Source organism: Leptothrix mechoopdaensis (SeqCode) (genome assembly GCF_053893855.1).
In genome coordinates this window covers 4,047,151-4,068,549 of sequence record NZ_CM132699.1, presented here as the reverse complement: position 1 = coordinate 4,068,549, position 21,399 = coordinate 4,047,151, and the positions used below count along the sequence as shown (strand labels likewise).

The 21,399-nt window shown below is 72.1% G+C and carries 16 protein-coding genes; 14 read left to right on the top strand and 2 right to left on the bottom strand.

The genetic code is table 11. The annotated features are described in order from the left end of the window. Window positions 1-36: 36 nt before the first annotated feature. Window positions 37-1,491, top strand: coding sequence for an Asp-tRNA(Asn)/Glu-tRNA(Gln) amidotransferase subunit GatB (gene gatB / locus ACWA7K_RS17620; protein ID WP_456162729.1), 1,455 nt, complete (start codon window positions 37-39; stop codon window positions 1,489-1,491). A 32-nt stretch (window positions 1,492-1,523) separates the two neighbouring features. Here gatB and ACWA7K_RS17615 read toward each other — a convergent pair whose 3' ends face one another. After that, window positions 1,524-2,204, bottom strand: a complete 681-nt coding sequence (locus ACWA7K_RS17615; protein ID WP_456162727.1) for a DUF4124 domain-containing protein — start codon at window positions 2,202-2,204, stop codon at window positions 1,524-1,526. Then, window positions 2,201-2,893, bottom strand: coding sequence for an orotate phosphoribosyltransferase (pyrE, locus tag ACWA7K_RS17610; RefSeq protein ID WP_456162725.1), 693 nt, complete (start codon window positions 2,891-2,893; stop codon window positions 2,201-2,203). The genes ACWA7K_RS17615 and pyrE overlap by 4 nt, the downstream gene beginning before the upstream one ends. Window positions 2,894-2,907: 14 nt before the next feature. On the opposite strand from pyrE, the gene ACWA7K_RS17605 reads away from it, so the two are divergent. The 13 genes from ACWA7K_RS17605 to ACWA7K_RS17545 all read left to right on the top strand — a co-directional run bounded on the left by ACWA7K_RS17605 (window position 2,908) and on the right by ACWA7K_RS17545 (window position 21,342). Then, window positions 2,908-3,708: an exodeoxyribonuclease III gene (locus ACWA7K_RS17605; RefSeq protein WP_456162723.1), complete on the top strand. Its 801-nt coding sequence runs from the start codon at window positions 2,908-2,910 to the stop codon at window positions 3,706-3,708. Between the two features lie 109 nt (window positions 3,709-3,817). Then, window positions 3,818-5,017: an NO-inducible flavohemoprotein gene (gene hmpA / locus ACWA7K_RS17600; RefSeq protein ID WP_456162721.1), complete on the top strand. Its 1,200-nt coding sequence runs from the start codon at window positions 3,818-3,820 to the stop codon at window positions 5,015-5,017. Between the two features lie 19 nt (window positions 5,018-5,036). Continuing rightward, the gene (locus ACWA7K_RS17595; RefSeq protein ID WP_456162719.1) at window positions 5,037-5,513 is read left to right on the top strand and encodes an Rrf2 family transcriptional regulator; all 477 of its coding nucleotides are present in this window, start codon (window positions 5,037-5,039) and stop codon (window positions 5,511-5,513) included. A 43-nt stretch (window positions 5,514-5,556) separates the two neighbouring features. Next, the gene (locus ACWA7K_RS17590) at window positions 5,557-6,702 is read left to right on the top strand and encodes a gluconeogenesis factor YvcK family protein (protein WP_456162717.1); all 1,146 of its coding nucleotides are present in this window, start codon (window positions 5,557-5,559) and stop codon (window positions 6,700-6,702) included. A gap of 19 nt (window positions 6,703-6,721) precedes the next feature. Further along, entirely contained in the window at window positions 6,722-7,360 is a 639-nt protein-coding gene (locus ACWA7K_RS17585; protein ID WP_456162715.1) for a LysE family translocator, read from the top strand. 107 nt (window positions 7,361-7,467) lie between these two features. Then, window positions 7,468-8,151 carry a hypothetical protein gene (locus ACWA7K_RS17580; protein ID WP_456162713.1) on the top strand — a complete coding sequence of 228 codons (684 nt, stop codon included), beginning with the start codon at window positions 7,468-7,470 and terminating at the stop codon, window positions 8,149-8,151. A 4-nt stretch (window positions 8,152-8,155) separates the two neighbouring features. Continuing rightward, window positions 8,156-8,794, top strand: coding sequence for an MBL fold metallo-hydrolase (locus ACWA7K_RS17575; protein WP_456162711.1), 639 nt, complete (start codon window positions 8,156-8,158; stop codon window positions 8,792-8,794). A 153-nt stretch (window positions 8,795-8,947) separates the two neighbouring features. Continuing rightward, window positions 8,948-9,691: a helix-turn-helix transcriptional regulator gene (locus ACWA7K_RS17570; RefSeq protein ID WP_456210206.1), complete on the top strand. Its 744-nt coding sequence runs from the start codon at window positions 8,948-8,950 to the stop codon at window positions 9,689-9,691. Window positions 9,692-9,794: 103 nt separating this feature from the next. Beyond that, window positions 9,795-10,547, top strand: a complete 753-nt coding sequence (locus ACWA7K_RS17565; RefSeq protein ID WP_456162707.1) for a Crp/Fnr family transcriptional regulator — start codon at window positions 9,795-9,797, stop codon at window positions 10,545-10,547. A 12-nt stretch (window positions 10,548-10,559) separates the two neighbouring features. Further along, window positions 10,560-14,891 (top strand): AAA family ATPase, encoded by a 4,332-nt coding sequence (locus ACWA7K_RS17560; RefSeq protein WP_456162705.1) that lies wholly within the window; start codon window positions 10,560-10,562, stop codon window positions 14,889-14,891. A 78-nt stretch (window positions 14,892-14,969) separates the two neighbouring features. Beyond that, window positions 14,970-17,672, top strand: coding sequence for a hypothetical protein (locus ACWA7K_RS17555; protein WP_456162703.1), 2,703 nt, complete (start codon window positions 14,970-14,972; stop codon window positions 17,670-17,672). Between the two features lie 50 nt (window positions 17,673-17,722). Continuing rightward, complete coding sequence (locus ACWA7K_RS17550) at window positions 17,723-19,315, top strand: hypothetical protein (protein WP_456162701.1); 1,593 nt, start codon at window positions 17,723-17,725, stop codon at window positions 19,313-19,315. After that, window positions 19,312-21,342: a hypothetical protein gene (locus tag ACWA7K_RS17545; RefSeq protein ID WP_456162699.1), complete on the top strand. Its 2,031-nt coding sequence runs from the start codon at window positions 19,312-19,314 to the stop codon at window positions 21,340-21,342. Before ACWA7K_RS17550 ends, ACWA7K_RS17545 begins: the two co-directional genes overlap by 4 nt. Window positions 21,343-21,399 lie beyond the last annotated feature (57 nt).

Here is a 21,399-nt window from a genome sequence, read left to right as displayed (position 1 = left end):
CCGGCTTCCCCCGAACCCGGACGCCCCGTCCTGACCATGACCGCATCGCTCCTCGTGCGCGGCTACGAAGTCGTGATCGGCTTCGAGACCCACGCCCAGCTCTCGACCCAGTCCAAGATCTTCTCCGGTGCCTCGACCGCCTTCGGCGCCGAGCCCAACACCCAGGCCTGCGCGGTCGATCTCGCGCTGCCCGGGTCGCTGCCGGTGATGAACCGCGGCGCGGTCGAACGGGCGATCCGCTTCGGCCTGGCCGTGGGGGCCACGGTCGCGCCGATGTCGATCTTCGCGCGCAAGAACTACTTCTATCCCGACCTGCCCAAGGGCTACCAGATCAGCCAGTACGAGATCCCGGTGGTGCAGGGCGGCGCGATCGAGTTCCTGGTCGACGGCGAACGCCACCGCGTGCGCCTGACCCGCGCGCATCTGGAAGAAGACGCCGGCAAGTCCCTGCACGAGGACTTCCACGGCATGAGCGGCATCGACCTGAACCGCGCCGGCACGCCGCTGCTGGAGATCGTCTCCGAGCCCGAGCTGCGGTCGAGCCGCCAGGCGGTCGAATACGCCAAGGCGCTGCACACGCTGGTCGTCTGGCTCGGCATCTGCGACGGCAACATGCAGGAAGGCAGCTTCCGCTGTGACGCCAACGTCTCGGTGCGCCGCCCGGGCGAGCCCTTCGGCACGCGCCGCGAGATCAAGAACCTCAACAGCTTCCGCTTCCTGCAGCAGGCGATCGACTTCGAGGTGCAGTGGCAGATCGACCAGATCGAGGACGGCCACTCGATCGTCCAGGCCACCGTGCTGTTCGACCCGGACACCGGCGAGACCCGCATGATGCGGACCAAGGAAGACGCGCACGACTACCGCTACTTCCCGGACCCGGACCTGCCGCCGCTGGTGATCGCCCCGACCTGGGTCGAACGCGTGCGTGCCGAGATGCCCGAATTGCCCGGTGCGCTGGCCGCCCGCTTCGAGGCCGAACACGGCCTGCCGGCCTATGACGCCGCGATGATGACCGCCAGCCGCGCGACCGCCGCCTACTACCAGGAAGCGGCCACCGCCTGCGGGGCGCCCAAGCTGGTCGCGAACTGGGTCATGGGCGAGCTGAGCAAGCGCCTGAACGCCGAGGGCCTCGACATCGCCGCCGCGCCGGTCGGTGCCGCGACGCTGGCCGCGCTGATCGGCCGCATCCAGGACGGCACGATCTCCAACAACGCCGCCCGCCAGGTCTTCGAGGCCCTGTGGACCGGCGAGGGCGCGACGGTCGACGCCGTCATCGAGGCCAAGGGCCTGCGCCAGATGAACGACAGCGGCGCGCTCGAGGCCATCCTCGACGAGGTGCTGGCCGCCAATCCGAAGTCGGTCGAGGAATACCGCGCCGGCAAGGACAAGGCCTTCAACGCGCTGGTCGGTCAGGCCATGAAGGCCAGCAAGGGCAAGGCCAATCCGGCCCAGGTCAACGAGCTGCTCAAGCGCAAGCTGGCGGGCGGCTGATCCGGCCTGGCGCCGGTTTCAGCGCGCCATGATCAGCGCGCCATCACCGTGCTGGGCGCCGGGCCCAGGCTGCCGGGCGCGGCACCGGCCCAGAGCTTGCGCAGGCGGGCCAGTTCCTCGTCGTAGCGCGCGTTGATGCGCTGCATCTCCGACTGGTGGTTCGCCACCGAACTGCGCTGCGCCTCGACGCTGGTCCTGTTGTCGTCGAAGCGGACCTTGAGCTTGCGGGGCATCTCCTTGCCCTTGTAGAACTCGGCCTCGTCCTGCAGCGCCTTCTGCTCGACTTCCAGCGCCGCCAGTCGCTTCTCGACGCTGTGCAGCGCCTGCTGCATCGGCTCCAGCGCGGCCACCCGGGCGCGCTCGTGCGTCGCCTCGTCGGGATAGCGGGTCAGCAGGTTGCGGTCATGGCGCAGCGCGTCCTTGCGAGCGGCATCGCGGACCAGCTCGGCACGCTGGGCCTCTTCCTGCGCCGCGCGTTCCTCGGCGGTCATGCTGGGCGTGACCTTGGCGCGCACCGAGCCGTCCTTGTTGCGCAGGTCCTGGGTGCGGTCCAGGCATTCGGGGATCGGCCGGTCCGAGGTCAGCTTGCGACCCTTGGCGTCGACGCAGGTGTAGATGCTCGGCGCTGACTGCGCCCGGGCGGCGCCGCATGCGAGCGCGCCGACCAGCAGCGCGGCGCAGGCCGGCAGCAGCAGCCGGCGGGCCGCTGTCACTCGTCCACCCCGTAGCGGGTCCGGTAGGCCTGCACGGCCGGCAGGAAGCTGGACAGCTGCGGGTCGCTCTGCGCGCCCAGGAAGGCCAGCAGGTCGGCCAGCGTCGCGATGGCGACCACCGACATGCCCAGTTCGGCGCGCACGTGCTGCACCGCCGAGCGGTCGGAGTCGACGCCGTTCTCGGCCGCCTTCTCCTGGCGGTCCAGCGCGATGGCCACGCCGCAGGGCGTCGCGCCAGCGGCGCGGATCAGGTTGATCGACTCGCGCACCGAGGTGCCGGCCGAGATCACGTCGTCGATCACCAGCACCCGGCCACGCACCGGGGCGCCGACCAGCGTGCCGCCCTCGCCGTGGTCCTTGGCTTCCTTGCGGTTGTAGGCGTAGGGCACGTTGCGACCGAGCCGCGCCAGCTCGATGGCGACCGCCGCCGCCAGCGTGATGCCCTTGTAGGCCGGCCCGAACAGCATGTCGAACTCGAGGCCCGACTCGACCAGGCGGCGTGCATAGAATTCCGCGAGACGGCCCAGCTTGGCGCCGTCATCGAACAGACCGGCGTTGAAGAAGTACGGCGACAGCCGTCCCGCCTTGGTCTTGAACTCCCCGAAGCGCAGCACGCCGGCTTGCACGGCAAAGGCCACGAAGTCTTGGGCCAGGGTGTCCTGGCGGCTCGGGGAGATGCGCTCATTCATCGGAAAAACCACCCATGCGTCTGGTCAGCCTCAACCTCAACGGCATCCGCTCCGCAGTGAGCAAGGGCCTGATTCCATGGGTCGAAAGCATGTCGATCGATTGTATGGGGGTGCAGGAACTGAAGGCCCAAGCGGGGGACCTGACCGAACCCATGCGCGTGATCGACGGCATGACCGGCCACTTCCATTGCGCCGAGAAGAAGGGCTACTCCGGTGTCGGCGTGTACGGCCGGGCCGAACCGTCCGAGGTCATCATCGGATTGGGCGCGGCCGACGCCGACGGCGAGTTCGACGCCGAAGGCCGCTATGTCGAGACCCGCTACGACCGTCCGGGCAGGCGCCTGTCGATCATCAGCTGCTACTTCCCGAGCGGCTCCTCCGGCGACGACCGCCAGCAGGCCAAGTACCGCTTCCTCGACCGCATCGCGCCGCACCTGCGCGCGCTGAAGGCCGAACGCGAGTTCATCCTCGTCGGCGACGTCAACATCGCCCACAAGGAAGTCGACCTGAAGAACTGGAAGGGCAACCTCAAGAACAGCGGCTTCCTGCCCGAGGAACGCGCCTGGATGACCGCCCTGCTCGACGACATCGGCCTGGTCGACGTCTACCGCAGCCTCGAACCCGACGCGACCGACGCCGGCTACACCTGGTGGAGCAACCGCGGCCAGGCCTGGGCGAAGAACGTGGGCTGGCGCATCGACTACCACCTCGCCACCCCCGCCACCGCCGCGCTCGCCCGCCGCACCTCGATCTACAAGGACCAGCGCTTCAGCGACCACGCGCCGCTGATCGTGGACTACGAGCTGGATCTCTGACGGCCGGCCCGTCCGGGCCTCGACCGCATCTGCGGGAATACCCCCAGGAAAGACGTGCCGCAATAGATGCATCTATCGTGCATCTATTCGTCAACCCTGGAACACCGTCATGCTCGATCTCGTCACCCGCCAACTCGTCAAGGCCACCGCTCCTGTGCTCAGGGAACACGGCGGCGCCCTGACGCGCCACTTCTACGAGCGCCTGTTCCGGCACAACCCCGAGCTGCGGGAGGTGTTCAACCAGGGCAACCAGCGCAGCGGCGCCCAGCAGGAGGCGCTCGCGATGGCGGTGGCGGCCTATGCCGAACACATCGACCGTCCGGAGGTGCTGATGCCGGTGCTGGAGCGCGTGGCCGCCAAGCACGTCAGCGTGGGCATCCGGCGCGAGCACTACGGCATCGTCGGCCGGCACCTGCTGGCGTCCATCGGCGAGGTGCTGGGCGAGGCCGCGACGCCGGCCCTGATCGACGCCTGGGCGGCGGCCTACGGGCAGCTGGCCGACCTGCTGATCGGCCTTGAACAGCAGGGCTACGACGCCGCCGCCACGCAGGCTGGCGGCTGGACCGGCTGGCGCAGCTTCCGCGTGGTGACGCGCCGGGTCGAGAGCGAGGAGATCACGTCCTTCGAGCTGCAGCCGGCCGACGGCGGCCAGGTGCCGGGCTTCCAGCCGGGCCAGTACGTGTCGGTGCGGCTGCTGCTGCCCGAGCTGGGCTATCGCCAGCCGCGCCAGTACAGCCTGTCGGATGCGCCCGACCGTGGCCATCTGCGGATCTCGGTCAAGCAGGAGTCGGACGGCCTGGTGTCGAACCACCTGCACGACCGCGTCCAGGTGGGCGACGTGGTCGAACTCGCGCCGCCCGGCGGCGACTTCTTCCTGCATGCGGACCGCCGGACGCCGGTCGTGCTGCTGAGCGCGGGCGTGGGCATCACGCCGATGGTGTCGATGCTGACCCATCTGCAGGCGACCGCGCCGGACCGGCCGCTGCGCTTCATCCACGCCGCGCGCCATGCCGGCGTGCAGGCCTTCGCGCCGCAGGTGCGCGGGCTGACGGGCCGGATGTCGGATGCCCGCGCCCTGCTGGTCCACGAGAGCGCACGCCCGGACGTCGCGACCGCGCAGCCCGACGCGCTGGGCCGCATCGACCTGCACGGGCTGGCGCGCGACGGCTACCTGCCGCCGGATGCGGACTACTACGTCTGCGGTCCGCGCGGTTTCATGAGCGCGCAGATCGGCACACTCAAGGCCCTGGGCATCGACGACCGGCGCATCCATTCGGAGGCGTTCGGGCCGGGCGGCGCGGTGTCCTGAACCATCGAGGGAAAGGCCCATGCAACTGACACGATTCACCGATCTCGGCCTGCGCGTGCTGATGTACCTGTGCGACGTGGATGTCGCCCAGGCCACCACGATCGCGGAGGTCTCCGAGCGGTTCGACGTGGCGCATCACCACCTGACCAAGGTCGTGCAGTTCATGGGCCAGCAGGGCTGGCTGGACAACGTGCGCGGCAAGCGCGGCGGCATGCGGCTGGCCCGGCCGCCGGCGGACTACCGGCTCGGCGAACTCGTGCGGGCGCTGGAGCGCAGCAACGAGCTGATCAACTGCCAGGAGCCGCCCTGCATCCTGCGCGGGTCCTGTGCGCTCAAGGGGCTGCTGAACCAGGGCGAGCAGGCCTTCTATGCCGAGCTCGACCGGTTCACGCTGCTCGACGCCGTCGCCGGCCAGACCGGTGAGGCGATCGTCACGCTGCACCGGGCCGGCCGCGCGGCTGGCGTGACCGACCCGGTGCGATCATCTGCCCCATGACCGGTGCCACTGCGGCGCCGGTGCTCCAGGGGGATCCCGACCGATGAATCGCATCGTCATGTTCGGCGGCGGCAGTGGCAGCCGCGACATCACCATCGCCTTGAGCCAGGCGGGCTGGGACGTCACGCGGATCGTGCCGGCGTGGGACAGCGGCGGCAGCTCGAAGGCGCTGCGCGAGTCGCTGGGGATCCTGGCGATGGGCGACATCCGGCAGGCGCTGATGACGCTGGCGCATGGCGAGGCGCGGCTCAGCAACGTCGTGCGCTACTTCAACGCGCGGCTGTCGGAGAACCCCGACCGCGCCGCGCTGCGGGCCGAGTTCGAGTTCTACGTCGGCGGCGCCCACCCGCTGCTGCGCACCCTGCCGCCGGAGGTCCGGCGCGCGGTGCTGGACTACCTGAGCGTCTTCAAGTCCTGCATCGACGCCGACTTCGACCTCTGTCGCGGCAGCATCGGCAACTTCGTGCTGACCGGCGCCTACCTGGCGCACCAGCGCGACATCAACCGCGCGATCCTGGTGTTCCGGGCGCTGTGCGGCATCGGTGGACATGTCTGGCCGTCGACCACCGACGACGCGGTCGAGCTGGTCGCGGACCTGCGCGACGGCCGCCAGGTGCGGCGCCAGGACCAGGTGACGCGGCTGGACGGCGAGCAGGCGCAGGTCGGCATCGAGCGGGTCCGCCTGCACGGCGAACTCGGCCGTGCGCCGCAGGCCAACCCGGCGGCGCTGGAGGCCATCGCGCGCGCCGACGTGATCGCCTTCGGGCCCGGCAGCTTCTTCACCAGCACGCTGGCCCATCTGGCGGTCGACGGCGTGGCCCGGGCGCTGGCGGCGGTGCCCGAGGTGCCCAAGGTCTTCATCGCCAACATCCTGCAGTGCCCGGAGACGGTCGACCGCACCGCCACCGACCTGCTCGACGCCTTCGACGCGGGCGGCGGCGCCGGGCTGCTGAGCCATGCGCTGGTCAACCGCGGCTGGGTGCCGTTCGAGCGCATGGCCAAGGGTCAGCGCTACCTGTCCGAAGGCGAGGGCCTGGTGCGCCGGGCCGAGCGGCTGCACCTGCTGGCCGACGACTTCGAGGACCCGTGGCAGCGTGGCCGCCACGATGCGCAGAAGGTCGAGATGACGCTCGGCCACATCGCCGATCCGGCGTCCGAGCCGACCGCCTCCGCGATGATGTGGCTCTGACCCGCAGCGGAGACCGCGCATGTTCCCCACCGACGTCCTGTTCGCCTACCTGGCCGCCTGCCTGATCGTGGTCATCTCGCCCGGGCCCGACAACCTGCTGGCGATCGGGCGCGGCCTGAGCCAGGGCCGGCTGGCGGCGGCGCTGTCGTCGCTCGGCGCCGGGCTGGGGATCATGGTCCACACGCTGGCGGCAACCTTCGGCCTGTCGCTGCTGGTGCTGGGTTCGCCCGGCGCCTTCTGGGTCGTCAAGGGCATCGGCGCGGCCTACCTGGTCTGGCTGGGCTTCAAGGCGCTGACCTCGGGCGGGCTGGTGAACTTCGAGCCGGCCGCGCACCTGCCGCTGCATCGGGTGCTGCTGACCGCCGTGCTGTCGAACGTGCTGAACCCCAAGCCCGGCCTGTTCGTGCTGGCCTTCCTGCCGCAGTTCGTCGACGCCGGGCGTGGCTCGGTGGCCGGGCAGATGCTGGCCTACGGCGCGATCTTCGCGGGCCTGACCACGCTGATCTTCACCGTGATGGGCGCCAGCGCCGCGCGGCTGGCGGGCTGGCTGCAGGCCCGTCCGCGGGTGGTTCGGGGCGTCAACGTCGGCGCCGGCCTGACCTTTCTGGCCGCCGGCCTGTCGGTGCTGGCACTCAAGCCGCGTTCCAGCCTCGCGTGATGCGGGCCACGCGGGCCGGCCCGGCTTCGCGCCGCATGGCTTGCGCACCGCTGCCGATCAGGCGATAACTCGGCGCCTGTTCCGTTGTCCTGTTCCAGGGAGATCCCATGAAGACCTTGCCCCGTTCCTTCCGTCTTTCCTTCAACCGGGTCACCGGCCTGGCGCTGCTGGTGTCCGCCGCAGGCCTCGCGGGCACCGCACAGGCCGGCGAGTTCTACGGCCAGGTCGGCTTCCCCGGCGCCGGCATCGGCTATGCGCAGCCGCTCAGCGACTCGGTCGTGCTGCGCGCCGATGCGGTCTCGCTCGGATCGCGCTCGCGCCAGTACACCGAAGAAGGCATCACCTACCAGGGCACGCTGAAGGCCGACCGCGTGGCGGTGTTCGCCGACTGGTTCCCGTTCGGTGGCGTGTTCCGCTTCACCGGCGGCGTGGCGTCGAACAAGTTCGACCTGACGCTGGACGCCTCGGGCGTCGGCCAGACCATCAACGTCGGCAACACCAACTACACGCTCGGCCCGGGCGACGGCCTGACGATGCAGGTCAAGTACCCGCGCACGATGCCGTACCTCGGCGTCGGCTGGGGCCATCAGCCCAACGTGACCGGGCTGCGCATCAGCTTCGATGTCGGTGCGCTGGTCGGCAAGCCGAAGGTCTCGGCCACCGGTCGCGGCCAGCTGGCCAATCCGTCGGCGCAGGCCGACATCGACCGCGAGCTGGCCCAGGTCAACGATGGCATCGGCAAGGTCTCGCTGCTGCCGCAGTTCAGCTTCAGCCTCGGCTACAGCTTCTGAGTCGATGCTGCGCTACCTCACCGTCCCCGTCACCGCCTTCCAGCAGAACTGCTCCATCGTCTGGTGCGACCAGACGATGGAGGCCGCCGTCATCGACCCGGGCGGCGACCTGCCCGAGCTGCTGGGCGAGGTCGACCGGCTGGGCCTGACGCTCGGCCAGATCTGGCTGACCCACGCCCACATCGACCATGCCGGCGGCACCGGCACGCTGGCACGCGAACGTGGCCTGCCGATCGTCGGGCCGCACCCGGGCGACCAGTACTGGATCGACGGCCTGGCCCAGCAGAGCCGCATGTTCGGCTTCCCGCCGGCCGAGCCCTTCACGCCGACGCGCTGGCTGGCCGACGGCGACACCGTGCAGGTCGGCCACAGCACGCTGGCGGTGCGCCACTGCCCCGGCCACACGCCCGGCCACGTCGTCTTCCACAGCGCCGAGATCGACCGCTGCTTCGTCGGCGACGTGCTGTTCGCCGGCAGCATCGGCCGCACCGACTTCCCCGGCGGCGACCACGACACGCTGATCGCCAGCATCACCCAGCGGCTCTGGCCGATGGGCGACGAGACCGTCTTCATCCCCGGTCACGGCCCGGAAAGCAGCTTCGGCCGCGAGCGCCGCAGCAATCCCTATGTGCGGGGAACCTGAACCGGCGCCGGCCCTGGCCCCGATCCGTGGCCCGATCGGTGCCCGACCTGTGACACGCCGCAGGGCAATGCGTCACAGGTTCGCATGTGAATCCACACCACCCGGGCCGACCGCGCATCCCTAGATTTGTGGACATCGCAACCGACCTCCGGGATGTCCGCCATGCTGCTCGAACCGCTCGCACCGTCAGCCATCGACCACGATGCACGCAGCCCGCTGACGACGGCGGCGCCCGCACTGGACCTGCTGCTCGGCGGCCTGCTGGGCAGCCGGGGCGAGGGTGACGCGACAGCCGCGCTGCAGAGCCTGGTGACGCAGGCGCTCGACGAGCTGGACTACGGCATGGCCATCGTCAGCCGGCAAGGCCGCCTGATGCACGCCAACCACTGCGCCCGCCGCATGTTCGAGCGCGCCGACGGCGTCTGCTTCCTGCAGGCCGACCGGGTGGTCGCCCGCGACCCGCTGCGCGAGGAGCCGCTCGCCCGCGCCGTCACGGCGGCCGCCCAGCTCGGCCGGCGCGGGCTGGTCCCGGTCGGCGACCCGAGCCGGCCGCAGACCGTCGCGGTGGTGCCGCTCGGCGGCTCGTCGGTGCAGGGCGTGCTGCTGGTCTTCGGCAAGGCGCAGATGTGCGAGGCCCTCAGCGTCGACCACTACGCGCGGGTCCACGGCCTGACCCATGCCGAGGGCATGGTGCTCGCGGCGCTGTGCGACGGCGACACGCCGGCCGAGGTGGCGCAGCGCTTCGGCGTGGCGGTCTCGACGGTGCGCACGCAGATCGCGGCGATCCGCCAGAAGACCCAGTCCGGCAGCATCCGCGAGCTGGTCCGCCGCATCGCCGTGCTGCCCCCGATCGTGCCGGCGCTCGGCCGTTCGCCGTCGTCCGGCGTCCCGCACTGACACCGTCGCGTCACAGGGCGGACTCATCCGATGAGCCACCCGGCACGCTTTGCGTGATGTCCCGGGGACATCGGTGACTTTCTCCATCCACGTCGGGGGTGACATGACCCTGGAAGCTTGCGCCGAGCTGGACCTTCGCCTAAGTTCGGACGTGATGAATTCCCGTGCCGGCCGATCGGGCCCTCCCCTGCCTTCCCTGGACGACCTGCCGATTTCGCCGGCCTTGCGTGCGCTCGCCGAACGGGCCGAGCCCCGGCGCTATCGCAAGGGCGTGCTGCTGATCCAGGAAGGCGACCAGGGCGACACGCTCTACATCGTGCTGTCGGGCAAGGTGCGGGCCTACTCGCAGGGGGACAACGACCGCGAGATCACCTACGGCGTCTACGGCGCCGGCGAGTACATCGGCGAGATCAGCCTCGACGGCGGGCCGCGCTCGGCCAGCGTCATGACGCTGGAGCCGACGGTCTGCGTGGTGATCCCGCGCCAGACGCTGCTGCTGCACATCGCGCAGTACCCCGAGTTCGCCTTCGAGCTGCTGTCCAAGGTGATCCGGCGGGCGCGTTCGGCGACCCTGTCGGCCAAGCAGCTGGCGCTCAACGACGTCTACGGCCGGCTGCGCTCGCTGCTGGCCTCGCTGGACGACCTGCGCATGACCGAGCCGTCCGCGGCCGAAACCTGGCCGACCGACACCACGCTGCGGGTGGTGCCGCGCCTGACGCACCAGGACATGGCCAACCGGCTTGGCTGCTCGCGCGAGATGGTCAGCCGGCTGATGAAGGACCTCGAGAACGGCGGCTACATCACCACCGGAGCGTCCAGCCTGATCCTGCACCGCGCGCTGCCCGCGCGCTGGTAGCCGGAGCCCCCGATGTCCGTCGCCCGCGCCGAAGGGTCGCGTCCATCCGTCCTGCTGATGATCGTCCACGAGGGCGAGCAGCTGTGCTGCGTGCTCACCGACGGACATGGCATCGGCCTGGTCGCCCATGCACCGACCGCACCGCTGTGGCGGTTGGACAGCCTGGCGGCCGGTCTGGTCGACGGCGTGACCGACGCCGGCCATGCCGCCGCGACCCGGCGCCAGAACTACGGCAGCCTGCTGCACCGCGAGCTGTTGCCGCTGGCCGTGCGACAGGCGCTGGCCCGCATCGGCCCTTGCGAGCTGACGCTGCAGCTGGGCGCCGACCTCGCGGCCGTTGCCTGGGAACTGGCCTTCGACGGCGAACAGCATCTCGACGAGCGCCACGCGCTGGCCCGGCGCCTGATCGACGGCCAGTCGGCGGCCCCGCGTTCGGCGCCCTTGCACGTGGCCCGCGACCTGCTGCGTGTGCTGGTGCTGGCCGAGGACGGCGCCGCGCCGGGCCACGAGCTGCTCGACAGCCTGCAGGGCAACGGCCTGCGTGCCCTGATGGTCGATCGCGCGGCGGTTGGCAGCGGGGCGCTGCAAGCGATGCTGACCCGTCACGACGTGCTGCATGTCGTCGGCGGCGACGAGCCCGATGCCGACCACTTGGCCCTGCCGCCGCACTGGTCACGCGGGGCCATCGAGGCCACCTGCGCGATCGCGGCCCAGGCCGAGGGCGGGCTGGCGCTGGTGATCCTGCAGGCCTCGCCCGGACAGCTGCGGGCCGCGCTGGGTTCGCGGGGCGGCGCCATCCGCCAGCTCATCGCCAGCGGCGTGCCGGTGCTGATGCATGCGGCCGATGGCCCCGTCTTCCTGTCGACGCTCTATGCACACCTGGGCGCCGGCCAGCCCCTGGGCGAGGCGGTCCGGCTGGCACGGCTGGCGGCACGCGGCCGCGGCGAGGCCTGCCTGCACACCCAGCTGCACGGTGATCCGGCGCTGCGGCTGCTGCAGCCGGCGCGGGCGGCGAACGGGGAAGCGGATCACGTCCGCCAGGTCACCGTGCTGTCGTGTGACCTGGTCGACTCGACCCGGCTGATGCACAGCCTGGGCGACGAGGCCTACAGCGAGCTGCTGGCGCGTTACCACTCCATCCTCGGCGAAACCGTCGCCGCGCATGGCGGCCGGGCCGACGATCCGCAGGGTGACGACGGCGTCATGTGCTACTTCGGCTTCCCGCAGGCGATCGAGAACGCCGCCGTGCTGGCCTTGCGCGCCGGGCTGCAGATCCTGGCGCGCTGCGCCGAGCAGGGCCTGCCGGTGCGGCTGGGCGCGGCGACCGGGCAGGTGGTCGTCAAGTCCGACCAGCCGGTCGGCGCGGCGGTCCACTACGCCGCCCGGCTGCAGGCCATCGCCCCGCCCGGGCACCTGATCGCCAGCGAGGCGACCTGGCGCGTGGTGGCCGAACGTTTCGAGTTCGAGGCCCTCGGCCCGGCCCCGGCACTGAAGGGCTTCGACCAGCCCGGCGAGATCTACCGCGTGCTGGGCGAGTCGTCGTTGCGCGGCACCGAACGTTTCGACCGCCAGTCTCAGCTGGCGCCCTTCGTCGGCCGGGCTGACGAGCTGGCCTGGCTGCGCGAACGCAGCCGCGTCGACCAGACCGGCGCGGCGCGCGCGCTGCTGGTGCTGGGCGAGGCCGGCATCGGCAAGTCGCGGCTGGTGCGCGAGTTCCGGCGTGGCGAGGCTGGACGCGGCTGGCGCTTCATCGAGTGGCGCTGCGCACCCGAGCAGGCCACCACCGCATGGTTCCCGGTGACCGACTTCCTCAGCCGCTTCCTGCGTTTCCGCGAGACCGACACCGCGCAGCAGCGGCGCGACAAGATCGAGGCCAGCGGCCTGACCAGCCTGCGCCACGAACAGGGCGGCGCGCTGCTGGCCCAGCTGCTGAGCGTGCACGGCGACGCCACCGCGCTGTCCGGCTGGTCGAGCGAACGCCAGCGCCGCGCCACGATGGACCTGCTGCTGGAGTGGATGTGGCAGGCGGTCGACGCCGAGCCGGTCTGCCTGGTCGTCGAGGACCTGCACTGGATCGACCCGTCGACCCGCGCGCTGATCGCCCGCGCGCTGGCCGAAGGGGCGGGCCGGCGGCTGCTGCTGCTGATGTCCGCCCGCCCGGAGCCCGGCCAGGATGACAGCGACCTGGACGCCGACACGCTGCTGCTGTCGGGCCTGACGCCTGACATCGCGCGCCAGATGGTCGGCAGCCTGTGCGGCCGGCGCCGCATCGATCCCGACACCGAACACTGGCTGCTCGAACGGGCCGACGGCGTGCCGCTGTTCCTGGAGGAATCGACCCGCATGGTGCTGGAGCTGGCCGGCCCGCCGCCACGTTCCGAGCCGGTCGAGCCCGCGTCGACCGTCACCGGCCCTGCGCTGACCGCCGCGCTGGGCGCGCAGGTGCCGTCGACCATCCACGACCTGCTGATGGCCCGGCTCGACCGGGCGCCCGCGGCCAAGCGGCTGGCGCAGGTCGCCAGCGTGATCGGGCGCGAGTTCACCCGTTCGCTGCTCGGCGCGGTGGCGTCGCACCCGCAATGCCCCGTGGGCGTGGCCGATCTCGACGACAGCATGGCCACGCTGGTGCAGACCGACCTGCTGGTGCCGCGCGGCTCGGACCAGGAGCCGATCTACCTGTTCCGCCACGCCCTGCTGCGCGACGCCGCCTACGGCTCCTTGTGGGAACGCGACCGGCGCCGCCTGCATGGCGTGATCGCCGAGGTGCTCGAACTGTCCCTGCCCCATGTCGCCGAAGCCCAGCCCGAGCTGCTGGCGCGGCACCTGACCGAGGCCGGCCTGATCGCCGAGGCCGTGGCGCAATGGGAACGTGCCGCCCGCCGCTCGGCCGCCCGCTCGGCCCACCTCGAAGCCATCGCCGACCTGGAGACCGCGCTGGTGCTGCTGGAGCACATGGCGCCCGGGCTGGAACGCGACCGCAGCGCGCTGCGCCTGAACCTGCTGCTGGCCGGCCGGCTGATCGCCACCGAGGGCTATGGCGCCGACCGCGTCGAACACGTCTACGGCCGGGCGCTGGCGCTGGCGCGGCAGTTGTCCGATGACGTCGCGCTGTCGAAGGCACTGTTCGGGCTGGAAGGTTTCCACTTCATGCGTGCCGACTTCGGCCAGGCGCGCGAGATCGGCCTGCAGGCCGGCGAGCTGGCGCGCCGTTCGCCCGACCCGATGGCGCGGCTGCAGGCCCAGTGGTCCGAGGCCAACTTGGTGTTCCACCAGGGCGACCTGCCCGGCGCGGTCGAACGCATGGACCGCTGCCTGGCCGAGTACCGCACGCTGCCGCACCGGCCGTCCGCCGTGCAGGACCCGGGCGTGATGTGCCTGTGCTACTCGGCCTGGGCACTCTGGCAGATGGGCCAGCCCGACGAGGCGCTGCGCCGCGCCGAGCAGGTCGTCGACCTCGCGCGCAGCCTGCAGCACCGCTTCAGCATGGCCGAGGCCTACGGCTTCCTCAGCGTCGTCCACTTCTTCCGGGGCGAGAACGAGGCCGCGCTGGAGAGCGTCCAGCAGGCGATCGAGATCTGCCAGGAAGGCGGCTTCAGCGTCTGGCTGGCGCATGCCGAGGTGGTGCGCGGCCGCCTGCTGGTGCAGGTCGGCGAGGTCGAGCGGGGCGTCGAGCTGCTGCGCGCGGGCTACCAGCGCTGGGTCGACACCGGCGCGGTCGTCACGCGGACCTTCTACCTCGCGCTGTGGGCCCAGGGCGAGGCGGCGGCCGGCCACAGCGATCGGGCCCTCGCGCTGCTGGCCGAGGCGCGCGAGCTGGTCAGCGGCCGGGGCGAACGCTATTTCGAACCCGAGCTGCTGCGCCTGAGCGGCGAGTTCCAGCGCCTGCTCGCCGTCGGCGGCCATGCGCCCGGTGCGCCCGGTGCGGTCGGTGATCCGCAGCAGCTGCGGTCGATGCTGGACGACGCGGCCGTGTGGTTGCGACAGGCCCGCGAGCGCGCCGAGGCGATGGGCCAACACGGCATTGCGCTGCGTGTGGCGATCAGCGCCTTGCGGTTGCAGCTGGACCGCATCGCGCTGGGCCTGGAGGGCAGCGACCCCGACCACCACGCGGCCCTGCTGGCGGCGGCGCGGCAGTCGCTGGAGGCGGCCTTGTCGGCCGTCCAGGGCGGCCGCGGCGGCCGCGACCAGCGCTGGGCGCAGGCCTTGCTCGATCGCCTGGCGACGCCGTTGCCGACGGTGCGCGAGACCTTGCGCCTCGAACCCGGCCAGATGCTGACCGACACGCTGGGTTCGTTCGACCTGCCGAGCTTCGACCGCCTGCCGGTCTCGCAGGACAGCAGCTGATCCACCGCTGAACACGGCCGGGGCGCCCGCCGGCCCCGTGCCGGCCGACGTATGCAGACCAGATGCCAGGGAGGCAGCATGGTTCGACGAGCCCACGACTACCGGGTCACCGATCGGCTCCGGCTTTGCCTGGAGGCCGACAACCTCGTCAGCCCGGACTGGGCTGGACCGGAACTGGCCGACCGGGTGATCCCCTTCACCAGCCGCGCCGAACCCGAGACGCCGACCTTCCTGGTGCGCGACGCCGTGCTGGTGCGCGAGGTCCTGAGCGATGCCCGCGGCCGGTTCAGCAACCGGCCCTACACCGAGCTGGGCGGCGGCGACTTCATGCTGGCGATGGACGGATCCGACCATGCCAACCAGCGCGACTGGGTCGTCAACACGCTGTTCGGTGGCCGCGCGGCGGCGCAGCTGCCGGTGCAGGCGCTGGCCCGGCTGGCCTGGGACGAGGCCGCCGTGCAGGCCCGCCAGAACGAGCGCGTCGATGCCGTCGCGCTGGCCCGTGATGCGGCGCTGCGTTTCGTCGCCTACCTGTTCGGCTTCCCGCAGGACGACCTGCCGCTGCTGAACCTGGTCACCCGTCAGGTCTATGCCGGGCTGGTCCACGTCATCCTGGGCCGCCACATCTCGTTGTCGCCGGTCGAGGGCTGGCGGCACGATCCGGGCGCGGCCGTGCGCGAGCGTGTCTTGCGCGTGATCGGCGACCACGGCGAGCTGCGGCTGCGGGCCGGTGACCCCGACCCCGGCCTGCGCCGGCGCGTCGACCCCCTCGACCTGCAGCGCTGCGACGTGCTGGCGCGCGAACGGGCGCGCGTGCGGGCGGCCCTGGAGCGGCACGGCGCGAACCCGGCCGATGCGGCCTTCATGCCGCTGTGCGCCCGCCTGGCCGGACGCCCGGCTGGCCTGCCCGGCGAGCCGATGACGCCCGACCAGCAGGCCGCCGTCGTGCTGGGCCTGCTCGGCGGCACCGTCGGCAACGTGCAGACCAGCGTCGGCCTGATCGTCGACCGGCTGCTCGACGCCGGCCCGCTCGATGACGCCGCGCTGCGCGACGCCGCCTGGGCCACGCTGGCGGTGCGCCCGCCGGTGGCCTTCCTGCCGCGCCGCGTGGCGGCCGAAGGCGTCGTGCTGGGTGGCGTTCCGATGCCGCCCGGCGCCAACCTGGTGCTGTGGCTGGGTGCGCCCGAGCCACCGCCGCCGGTGCCCGGTCCCGGCATGCCGGACTGGCGCCAGCGTGTCTTCACCACCCGGGCGCCGCACGACTGCATCGGCGACCACCTGGTGATGCCGCTGCTGCTGCGGGTCAGCGCCGGCATCCTGCGGCTGCCCGGGCTGGCGCGGGAGTGGGACGAGCTGGAGGGCCGTCCGAAGCGGCTGGACCGACGCTGGTTCTTCGACGCCCGCACGCTGCCGCTGCGCCATGCCCGCGAGCAGAGCCTGCTGCAGCAGCCGCTGTGTGTCGTCATGGAGGTGCGCGAGCCGCTGCCCCGGCAGGTCGACGAGCTGACCCGGCTGATCGCCTGCGCGGTGCCGCTGATCGAGCAGAGCCTGCTCGAATCCCGCCACATCCACGCCGCGTGGTTCGTGCTGCTCGACGGCGGCCGCCGGCTGGCGCTGTTCACCGTCTATGACGGCGGCTTCGATCCCTACATCGAGTACTTCGCCGGCCGGGTCGGGCCGCTGTTCGACCTGCTGTTCCAGCACATCGTCGACGCGCCGGTGAAGCAGCCGATCGGGCTCTATCCGCGCGAGTTCGTCGCCCGCATCCGCAAGGCCCACGCCCACCAGGCGCCGCTGGCCGCCTGCGTCTACAGCGACCTGCCGCAGGCCGGTGCCGCCGATGTGCAGGCAGCCGAAGCCTGGGCTGCCCGGCAACTCGGCACGCAGCCCTTGCCGCGCCCGCTCGGTGGGCGCCCGGACGCCCGGCAGAGGATCCGGCGTGCGGCGCATGACGCGCTGCTGCTGCCGGTGCTGGGCCGACACGTCGTCCCGGGCGTGCTGGCCCGGCAGGCTGGCCTGCGGCTGGCCTTGCGGCGGCATGGCCTGGCGGCGGTGCTCGCGGCGCTGCCACCGGACGACGAGCGGCTGATCGCCGAAGCGCGGTGCCTGCACGACGTGATGCGTGGCGACGACGGTGTGGGCCGCTCGGCCGATTCGGTCGAGCTTTGCGCGCGCATCCGCGAACTGGTCGACTGCCTGCCGCAGCGGGTCGAGGCCGAACTGGCCGCCGGCCCGGGCCAACGGGTCGGCCCCGACCTGACCCAGCCCGAGGCCCGCGCGCTGGCCGACCGGCTGGTCGCCACGATCCGGGCCCGACCGCAGCCCGGCCGGCTCCAGCCGCTGACGGCGGTCTGGCGCGTCAGGGCGCCGCACCGGGCCCATGCGCTCGAACTGCGCGCGCTGATCGCCCGTTCGGCGCCGCTGCTGCAACAGGCGCTGCACGACACCGGGCGGGTGCGCTACGCCTGGTTCTCGCTGATCGACGACGGCCGCCAGCTGGCCTTCCTGGCGGTGGCCCAACGGGGACCGCTGCCGGGCTTTCGGTCCCTGGCTGCCGACCTGGCCGATCGGCTCGGCGACCTGTTCGACAGCCTGTTCGAGCACGTCGAGGGTGCGCCCGCGCGGCCGGTCGTCGCCCATCGCGAGGCCTTCATCGACCACCTGCTCGGCGAGCCGGTGGCTCATGCGCCGGTCGGCGGCTATTTCTTCAATGCCTGTCCGGTGCTGGGCGTGGCCGATATCCGGTGGGCCCACGAGCAATGGAGAGCCCGCCGGGCCTGAGCTCGCCCCGAGCCGTCGTGTTCCACAGCATCCCGACACGGGAGTCCCGAATGCCATCAGACGACAAGTGCCACCACCCGCAAGTCCTGGCGGGTCGCGGCTACGCCAAGGTCCGCGCCGCCCGCCACCTCGTGCTGCGCGTGCGAGATCCGGGCACGACCGACGGCCCCAAGGTCCTGCGGGCCATCCGGAACCTGACCGACCGCCAGGGCCCGCTGTGCGAGCCGGCCGACGCGCTGGACCCGCCCGTGTCCCTGACGAACCGCGACGGCGCGATCGACCTCGGCTTCACGCTCGACGGCCTGCGCCGCCTGGGCGTGCGCGCCGAATGGCTCGAACGCGCGGCCGGCCGGTCGGAAGCCTTCCGCCAGGGCGCTGCGGCGCGGGCCGCACGGGTCGGCGACATCGGCGCATCGGCGCCCGAGCGCTGGGAGGCCTGGGCGACATCCCGCCAGGCCGATCTGGTGATCAGCCTGCATGGCAGGGACGCGGGGCGGCTCGACGCGCTGCTGACGCGCATCCGGGCGCTGCCCGGCTTCAACGCGGCCTTTGTCGAGCTGGCGTGCCTGACAGCCAACAGCCTGCGGCTGAAGGGTGCGCGCGATGACGACGACACGCCCGGCCCGGAGCATTTCGGCTTCCTCGACGGCATCTCGCGGCCGATGTTCTTTGCGCGCCCTCACGGCGAGGCCGGGCTTGGCCACCATCCCCACCGCGTTGCGCTGGGCGAGCTGCTGCTGGGCCATGTCAACGACTTCGGCGCCAACCCCTGGGACTTCCGCGACCTGAGGCTGCAGGGCCCGGAGATTCCCCCTGACGCGCCGGATCCGAACCAGGAACCGAACAGGAGCCTGGCCGAGGCGAGCGACTTCTTCCGCGGCGGCAGCTTCTGCGCGCTGCGCAAGATGCGCCAGGACGTGGCGGTCTTCAACGCGCAGGTCGATGCGGCGGCCCGGCGTCTGCGAGCCTTGCCTGTCTATGCCGAGGCGATGGGCCGCGAACTGGATGCCGACAACGCGCTGCGGGCGCTGCACGGCTTGCCGATGCGCGATGTCGTGGAGGTCGCCCGGCAATTCATCCGGGCCCAGTTCTGTGGCCGCTGGACTGGTGGCCAGCCGATGCAGCGCCAGGACGGCTGGTTCGAGCCGCGAGCGAAGCTGGGACGTGGCGCCGATGCCGCCGAGGCCGAAGCGCGGCGTTGCCCGCAACGCGATGCCGCCGCGCCGCACCGGGCCTGCCCGGCCTTCGGCTCGCACATCCGCCGCATGAACCCGCGCGACGACGCGGTCGTGCCGCCGCGCCGCCGCGTCGTGCTGCGCCGGGGTCTGCCGTACGGCGAGCGCAATGCCGACGATGTCGGCCTGGTCGGCCTGTTCTTCTGCGCCAGCCTGGAGGACCAGTTCGAGCACCTGCTCGGCGCCTGGGCGCAGCACAACCCGCTGGGGCCGGACAACGCCGGAACCGCCCGCGACCCGCTGATCGGCCAGCATGCCGATGCGGGCGCGGCGCTGGAGATCTGGTTGCCCGACGGCAGCCGCATGAGCGCGTCGTTCGACCGGCCCAGCGTGACCACGCGCGGCACGCTCTACCTGCTCTACCCGGCCCGCCACGGCCTCGACGTGATCTGCGGAGGTGCCCGATGAACCGGCCCACGAAAGCCGTGGTGAACCCGCCGGCAGCGCTGCCACCGGCACCGCTGGCGCCGCCGCCCGAGGACCGTTTCTGCGACCTGGTCCTGACCGGTGGCGTGACCAGCGGCGTGGTCTACCCGCCGGCGGTCTGCGAGATCGCGCGCCACTACCGCTTCCACTCGCTCGGCGGCACCTCGGTCGGCGCGATCGCGGCGGCGATTGCGGCCTCGGCCGAATACCAGCGCCGGCTCGGCTCCGACGCCGGCTTCGACGTGCTGCGGCGCGTGCCCGAGACACTCGCCGAGCCGATCGCGGTGACCGGCCGGGCCAGCGAGGTGACCCATGGCATCGAGACCTGGCCGACCCGGCTGCTGTCGCTGTTCCAGCCCGGCACCGACGCGGGCGTGCGCCTGCTGCGGCTGTTCCTGGCGGCCAACCCGACGGGGCAACCGGACATCGGGTTCTGGAAGCGGCTGTGGCTCGCGTTCCTCGAATCGACGCGGGTCTACCGATCGGCCTACGCCGTGGCCCTGCTGCTGGCGCTGGCGGCCGTGCTGGCGACATGGGGCGGTGGGGGCGGTTGGGTCCAGCCCTGGTCGCCGCGGCAGTTCGTCCACGTCTTGCTGATGCTGGTGGCCGTTGTCGTGGCGGCGCTGTTGCTGGTCGGCTTGCGGCTGTACAGCGATCTGGACGCCGGCCTGCTGAAGCGCCACCTGGGCCTGTGCACCGGCCTGGGCCAGCCCGGCAGCGGCAAGGGCCTGACCGACTGGCTGCACGACTCGATCCAGTGGGCGGCCGGCCGCCACTCGCACGAGACGCCGATGACCTTCCACGACCTGGCCGAGGCGCCGGAAGGGGGCCTGCCGCCGCAGGCCGATCCGGCCGCGCCGCGCCGCCGCTCGATCGACCTGCGCATGGTCACGACCTGCCTGACCCACGGCCGGCCGTGTGAACTGCCGCTGGCCGACACCGAGGAGAACGCCGCGCTGTTCTTCGCCCGCGAGGAATGGGTCGACTTCTTCCCGAAGCCGGTGATGGACCTGCTCGACGACATCTGCAAGCCCTACCCCGACACCCTGGCCGACGGCGAGTGGATGACCTCGCGCGGCCTGCCGCCCGGCCGGCCGCTGACCTTGCTGCAGATGCCGCGCGAGCGCATGCCGCTGCTGGTGGCCTCGCGCCTGAGCCTGAGCTTCCCGGGCATCTTCGCGACCGTGCCGGCCTGGAGCCTGGACCGCGAGGAAAGCTGCTGGCGCCGCGTGCGCTTCTCGGACGGCGGCATCTGCGCCAACTTCCCGATCCACCTGTTCGACGCCGCCGTGCCGCGCTGGCCGACCTTCGGCATCTTGCTGGACCTGCCCGACAACGGCAGTCGCCCGCCGCCGCATGCCCACTCGGTCCGCGTCGAAGGCGCGAAGTACCGGGGCCACGTCTGGTTGCCGCGCGACCCGGGCGAAGGCGCCGCGAGCCTGAGCCGCGACCTGCCCGAGAAGGGCGTGCTGCGCGCCGTCTTCGCCTTCCTGGCGCTGGTGCTCGACGCCGCGCGCCTGTGGCATGACCACGGCCTGACGCGCATGGCCGGCGTGCGCGACCGGGTCGTGCGGATCACGCTGGCCAAGGGCGAAGGCGAACTGGACCTGCGGGTCACCGGCCAGGAGATCACCGGCCTGGGCGAGCGTTACGGCAAGACCGCCGCCGCCTTGCTGCTGGGTCGTTTCCTGCCGCAGGCCGACGGCAGGCCATCACCGGCCTGGAACGAACACCGCTGGATGCGCTGGAACCTGACGGCCACGAACCTGCGCACGCGCATCGCCGGCATCGGCGCGGCGGCCGAGTCGGCGGCCGGCTGCGAGGCGCTGTCCTGCCAGATCGAGGCGGCGCGCGACGAGCGGCCGATGCGCGGCGTCGACCACACCCTCGACCCCGAACAGGGCGACGCGCTGGCGGGGCTGCTCGGCAGCCTGGTGGCGGTCGAGCGGCAGCTGGCGCTGCAATGGCGCGAGCAGCCGTGGCAGCCCGAGCCGGAGCCGCCTCGGTAGACGGCTTCAGGACGCGGCTTCAGGACGCGGCTTCAGGACGCGGCTTCAGGACGCGGC

Bases quoted from the DNA above. Each gene is read 5' to 3' on its own strand.
- gatB (WP_456162729.1), top strand. From the start codon at position 37: ATGACCGCATCGCTCCTCGTGCGCGGCTACGAAGTCGTGATCGGCTTC.
- pyrE (WP_456162725.1), bottom strand. From the start codon at position 2,893: ATGAATGAGCGCATCTCCCCGAGCCGCCAGGACACCCTGGCCCAAGAC.
- ACWA7K_RS17605 (WP_456162723.1), top strand. From the start codon at position 2,908: ATGCGTCTGGTCAGCCTCAACCTCAACGGCATCCGCTCCGCAGTGAGC.
- hmpA (WP_456162721.1), top strand. From the start codon at position 3,818: ATGCTCGATCTCGTCACCCGCCAACTCGTCAAGGCCACCGCTCCTGTG.
- ACWA7K_RS17595 (WP_456162719.1), top strand. From the start codon at position 5,037: ATGCAACTGACACGATTCACCGATCTCGGCCTGCGCGTGCTGATGTAC.
- ACWA7K_RS17590 (WP_456162717.1), top strand. From the start codon at position 5,557: ATGAATCGCATCGTCATGTTCGGCGGCGGCAGTGGCAGCCGCGACATC.
- ACWA7K_RS17585 (WP_456162715.1), top strand. From the start codon at position 6,722: ATGTTCCCCACCGACGTCCTGTTCGCCTACCTGGCCGCCTGCCTGATC.
- ACWA7K_RS17580 (WP_456162713.1), top strand. From the start codon at position 7,468: ATGAAGACCTTGCCCCGTTCCTTCCGTCTTTCCTTCAACCGGGTCACC.
- ACWA7K_RS17575 (WP_456162711.1), top strand. From the start codon at position 8,156: ATGCTGCGCTACCTCACCGTCCCCGTCACCGCCTTCCAGCAGAACTGC.
- ACWA7K_RS17570 (WP_456210206.1), top strand. From the start codon at position 8,948: ATGTCCGCCATGCTGCTCGAACCGCTCGCACCGTCAGCCATCGACCAC.
- ACWA7K_RS17565 (WP_456162707.1), top strand. From the start codon at position 9,795: ATGACCCTGGAAGCTTGCGCCGAGCTGGACCTTCGCCTAAGTTCGGAC.
- ACWA7K_RS17560 (WP_456162705.1), top strand. From the start codon at position 10,560: ATGTCCGTCGCCCGCGCCGAAGGGTCGCGTCCATCCGTCCTGCTGATG.
- ACWA7K_RS17555 (WP_456162703.1), top strand. From the start codon at position 14,970: ATGGTTCGACGAGCCCACGACTACCGGGTCACCGATCGGCTCCGGCTT.
- ACWA7K_RS17550 (WP_456162701.1), top strand. From the start codon at position 17,723: ATGCCATCAGACGACAAGTGCCACCACCCGCAAGTCCTGGCGGGTCGC.
- ACWA7K_RS17545 (WP_456162699.1), top strand. From the start codon at position 19,312: ATGAACCGGCCCACGAAAGCCGTGGTGAACCCGCCGGCAGCGCTGCCA.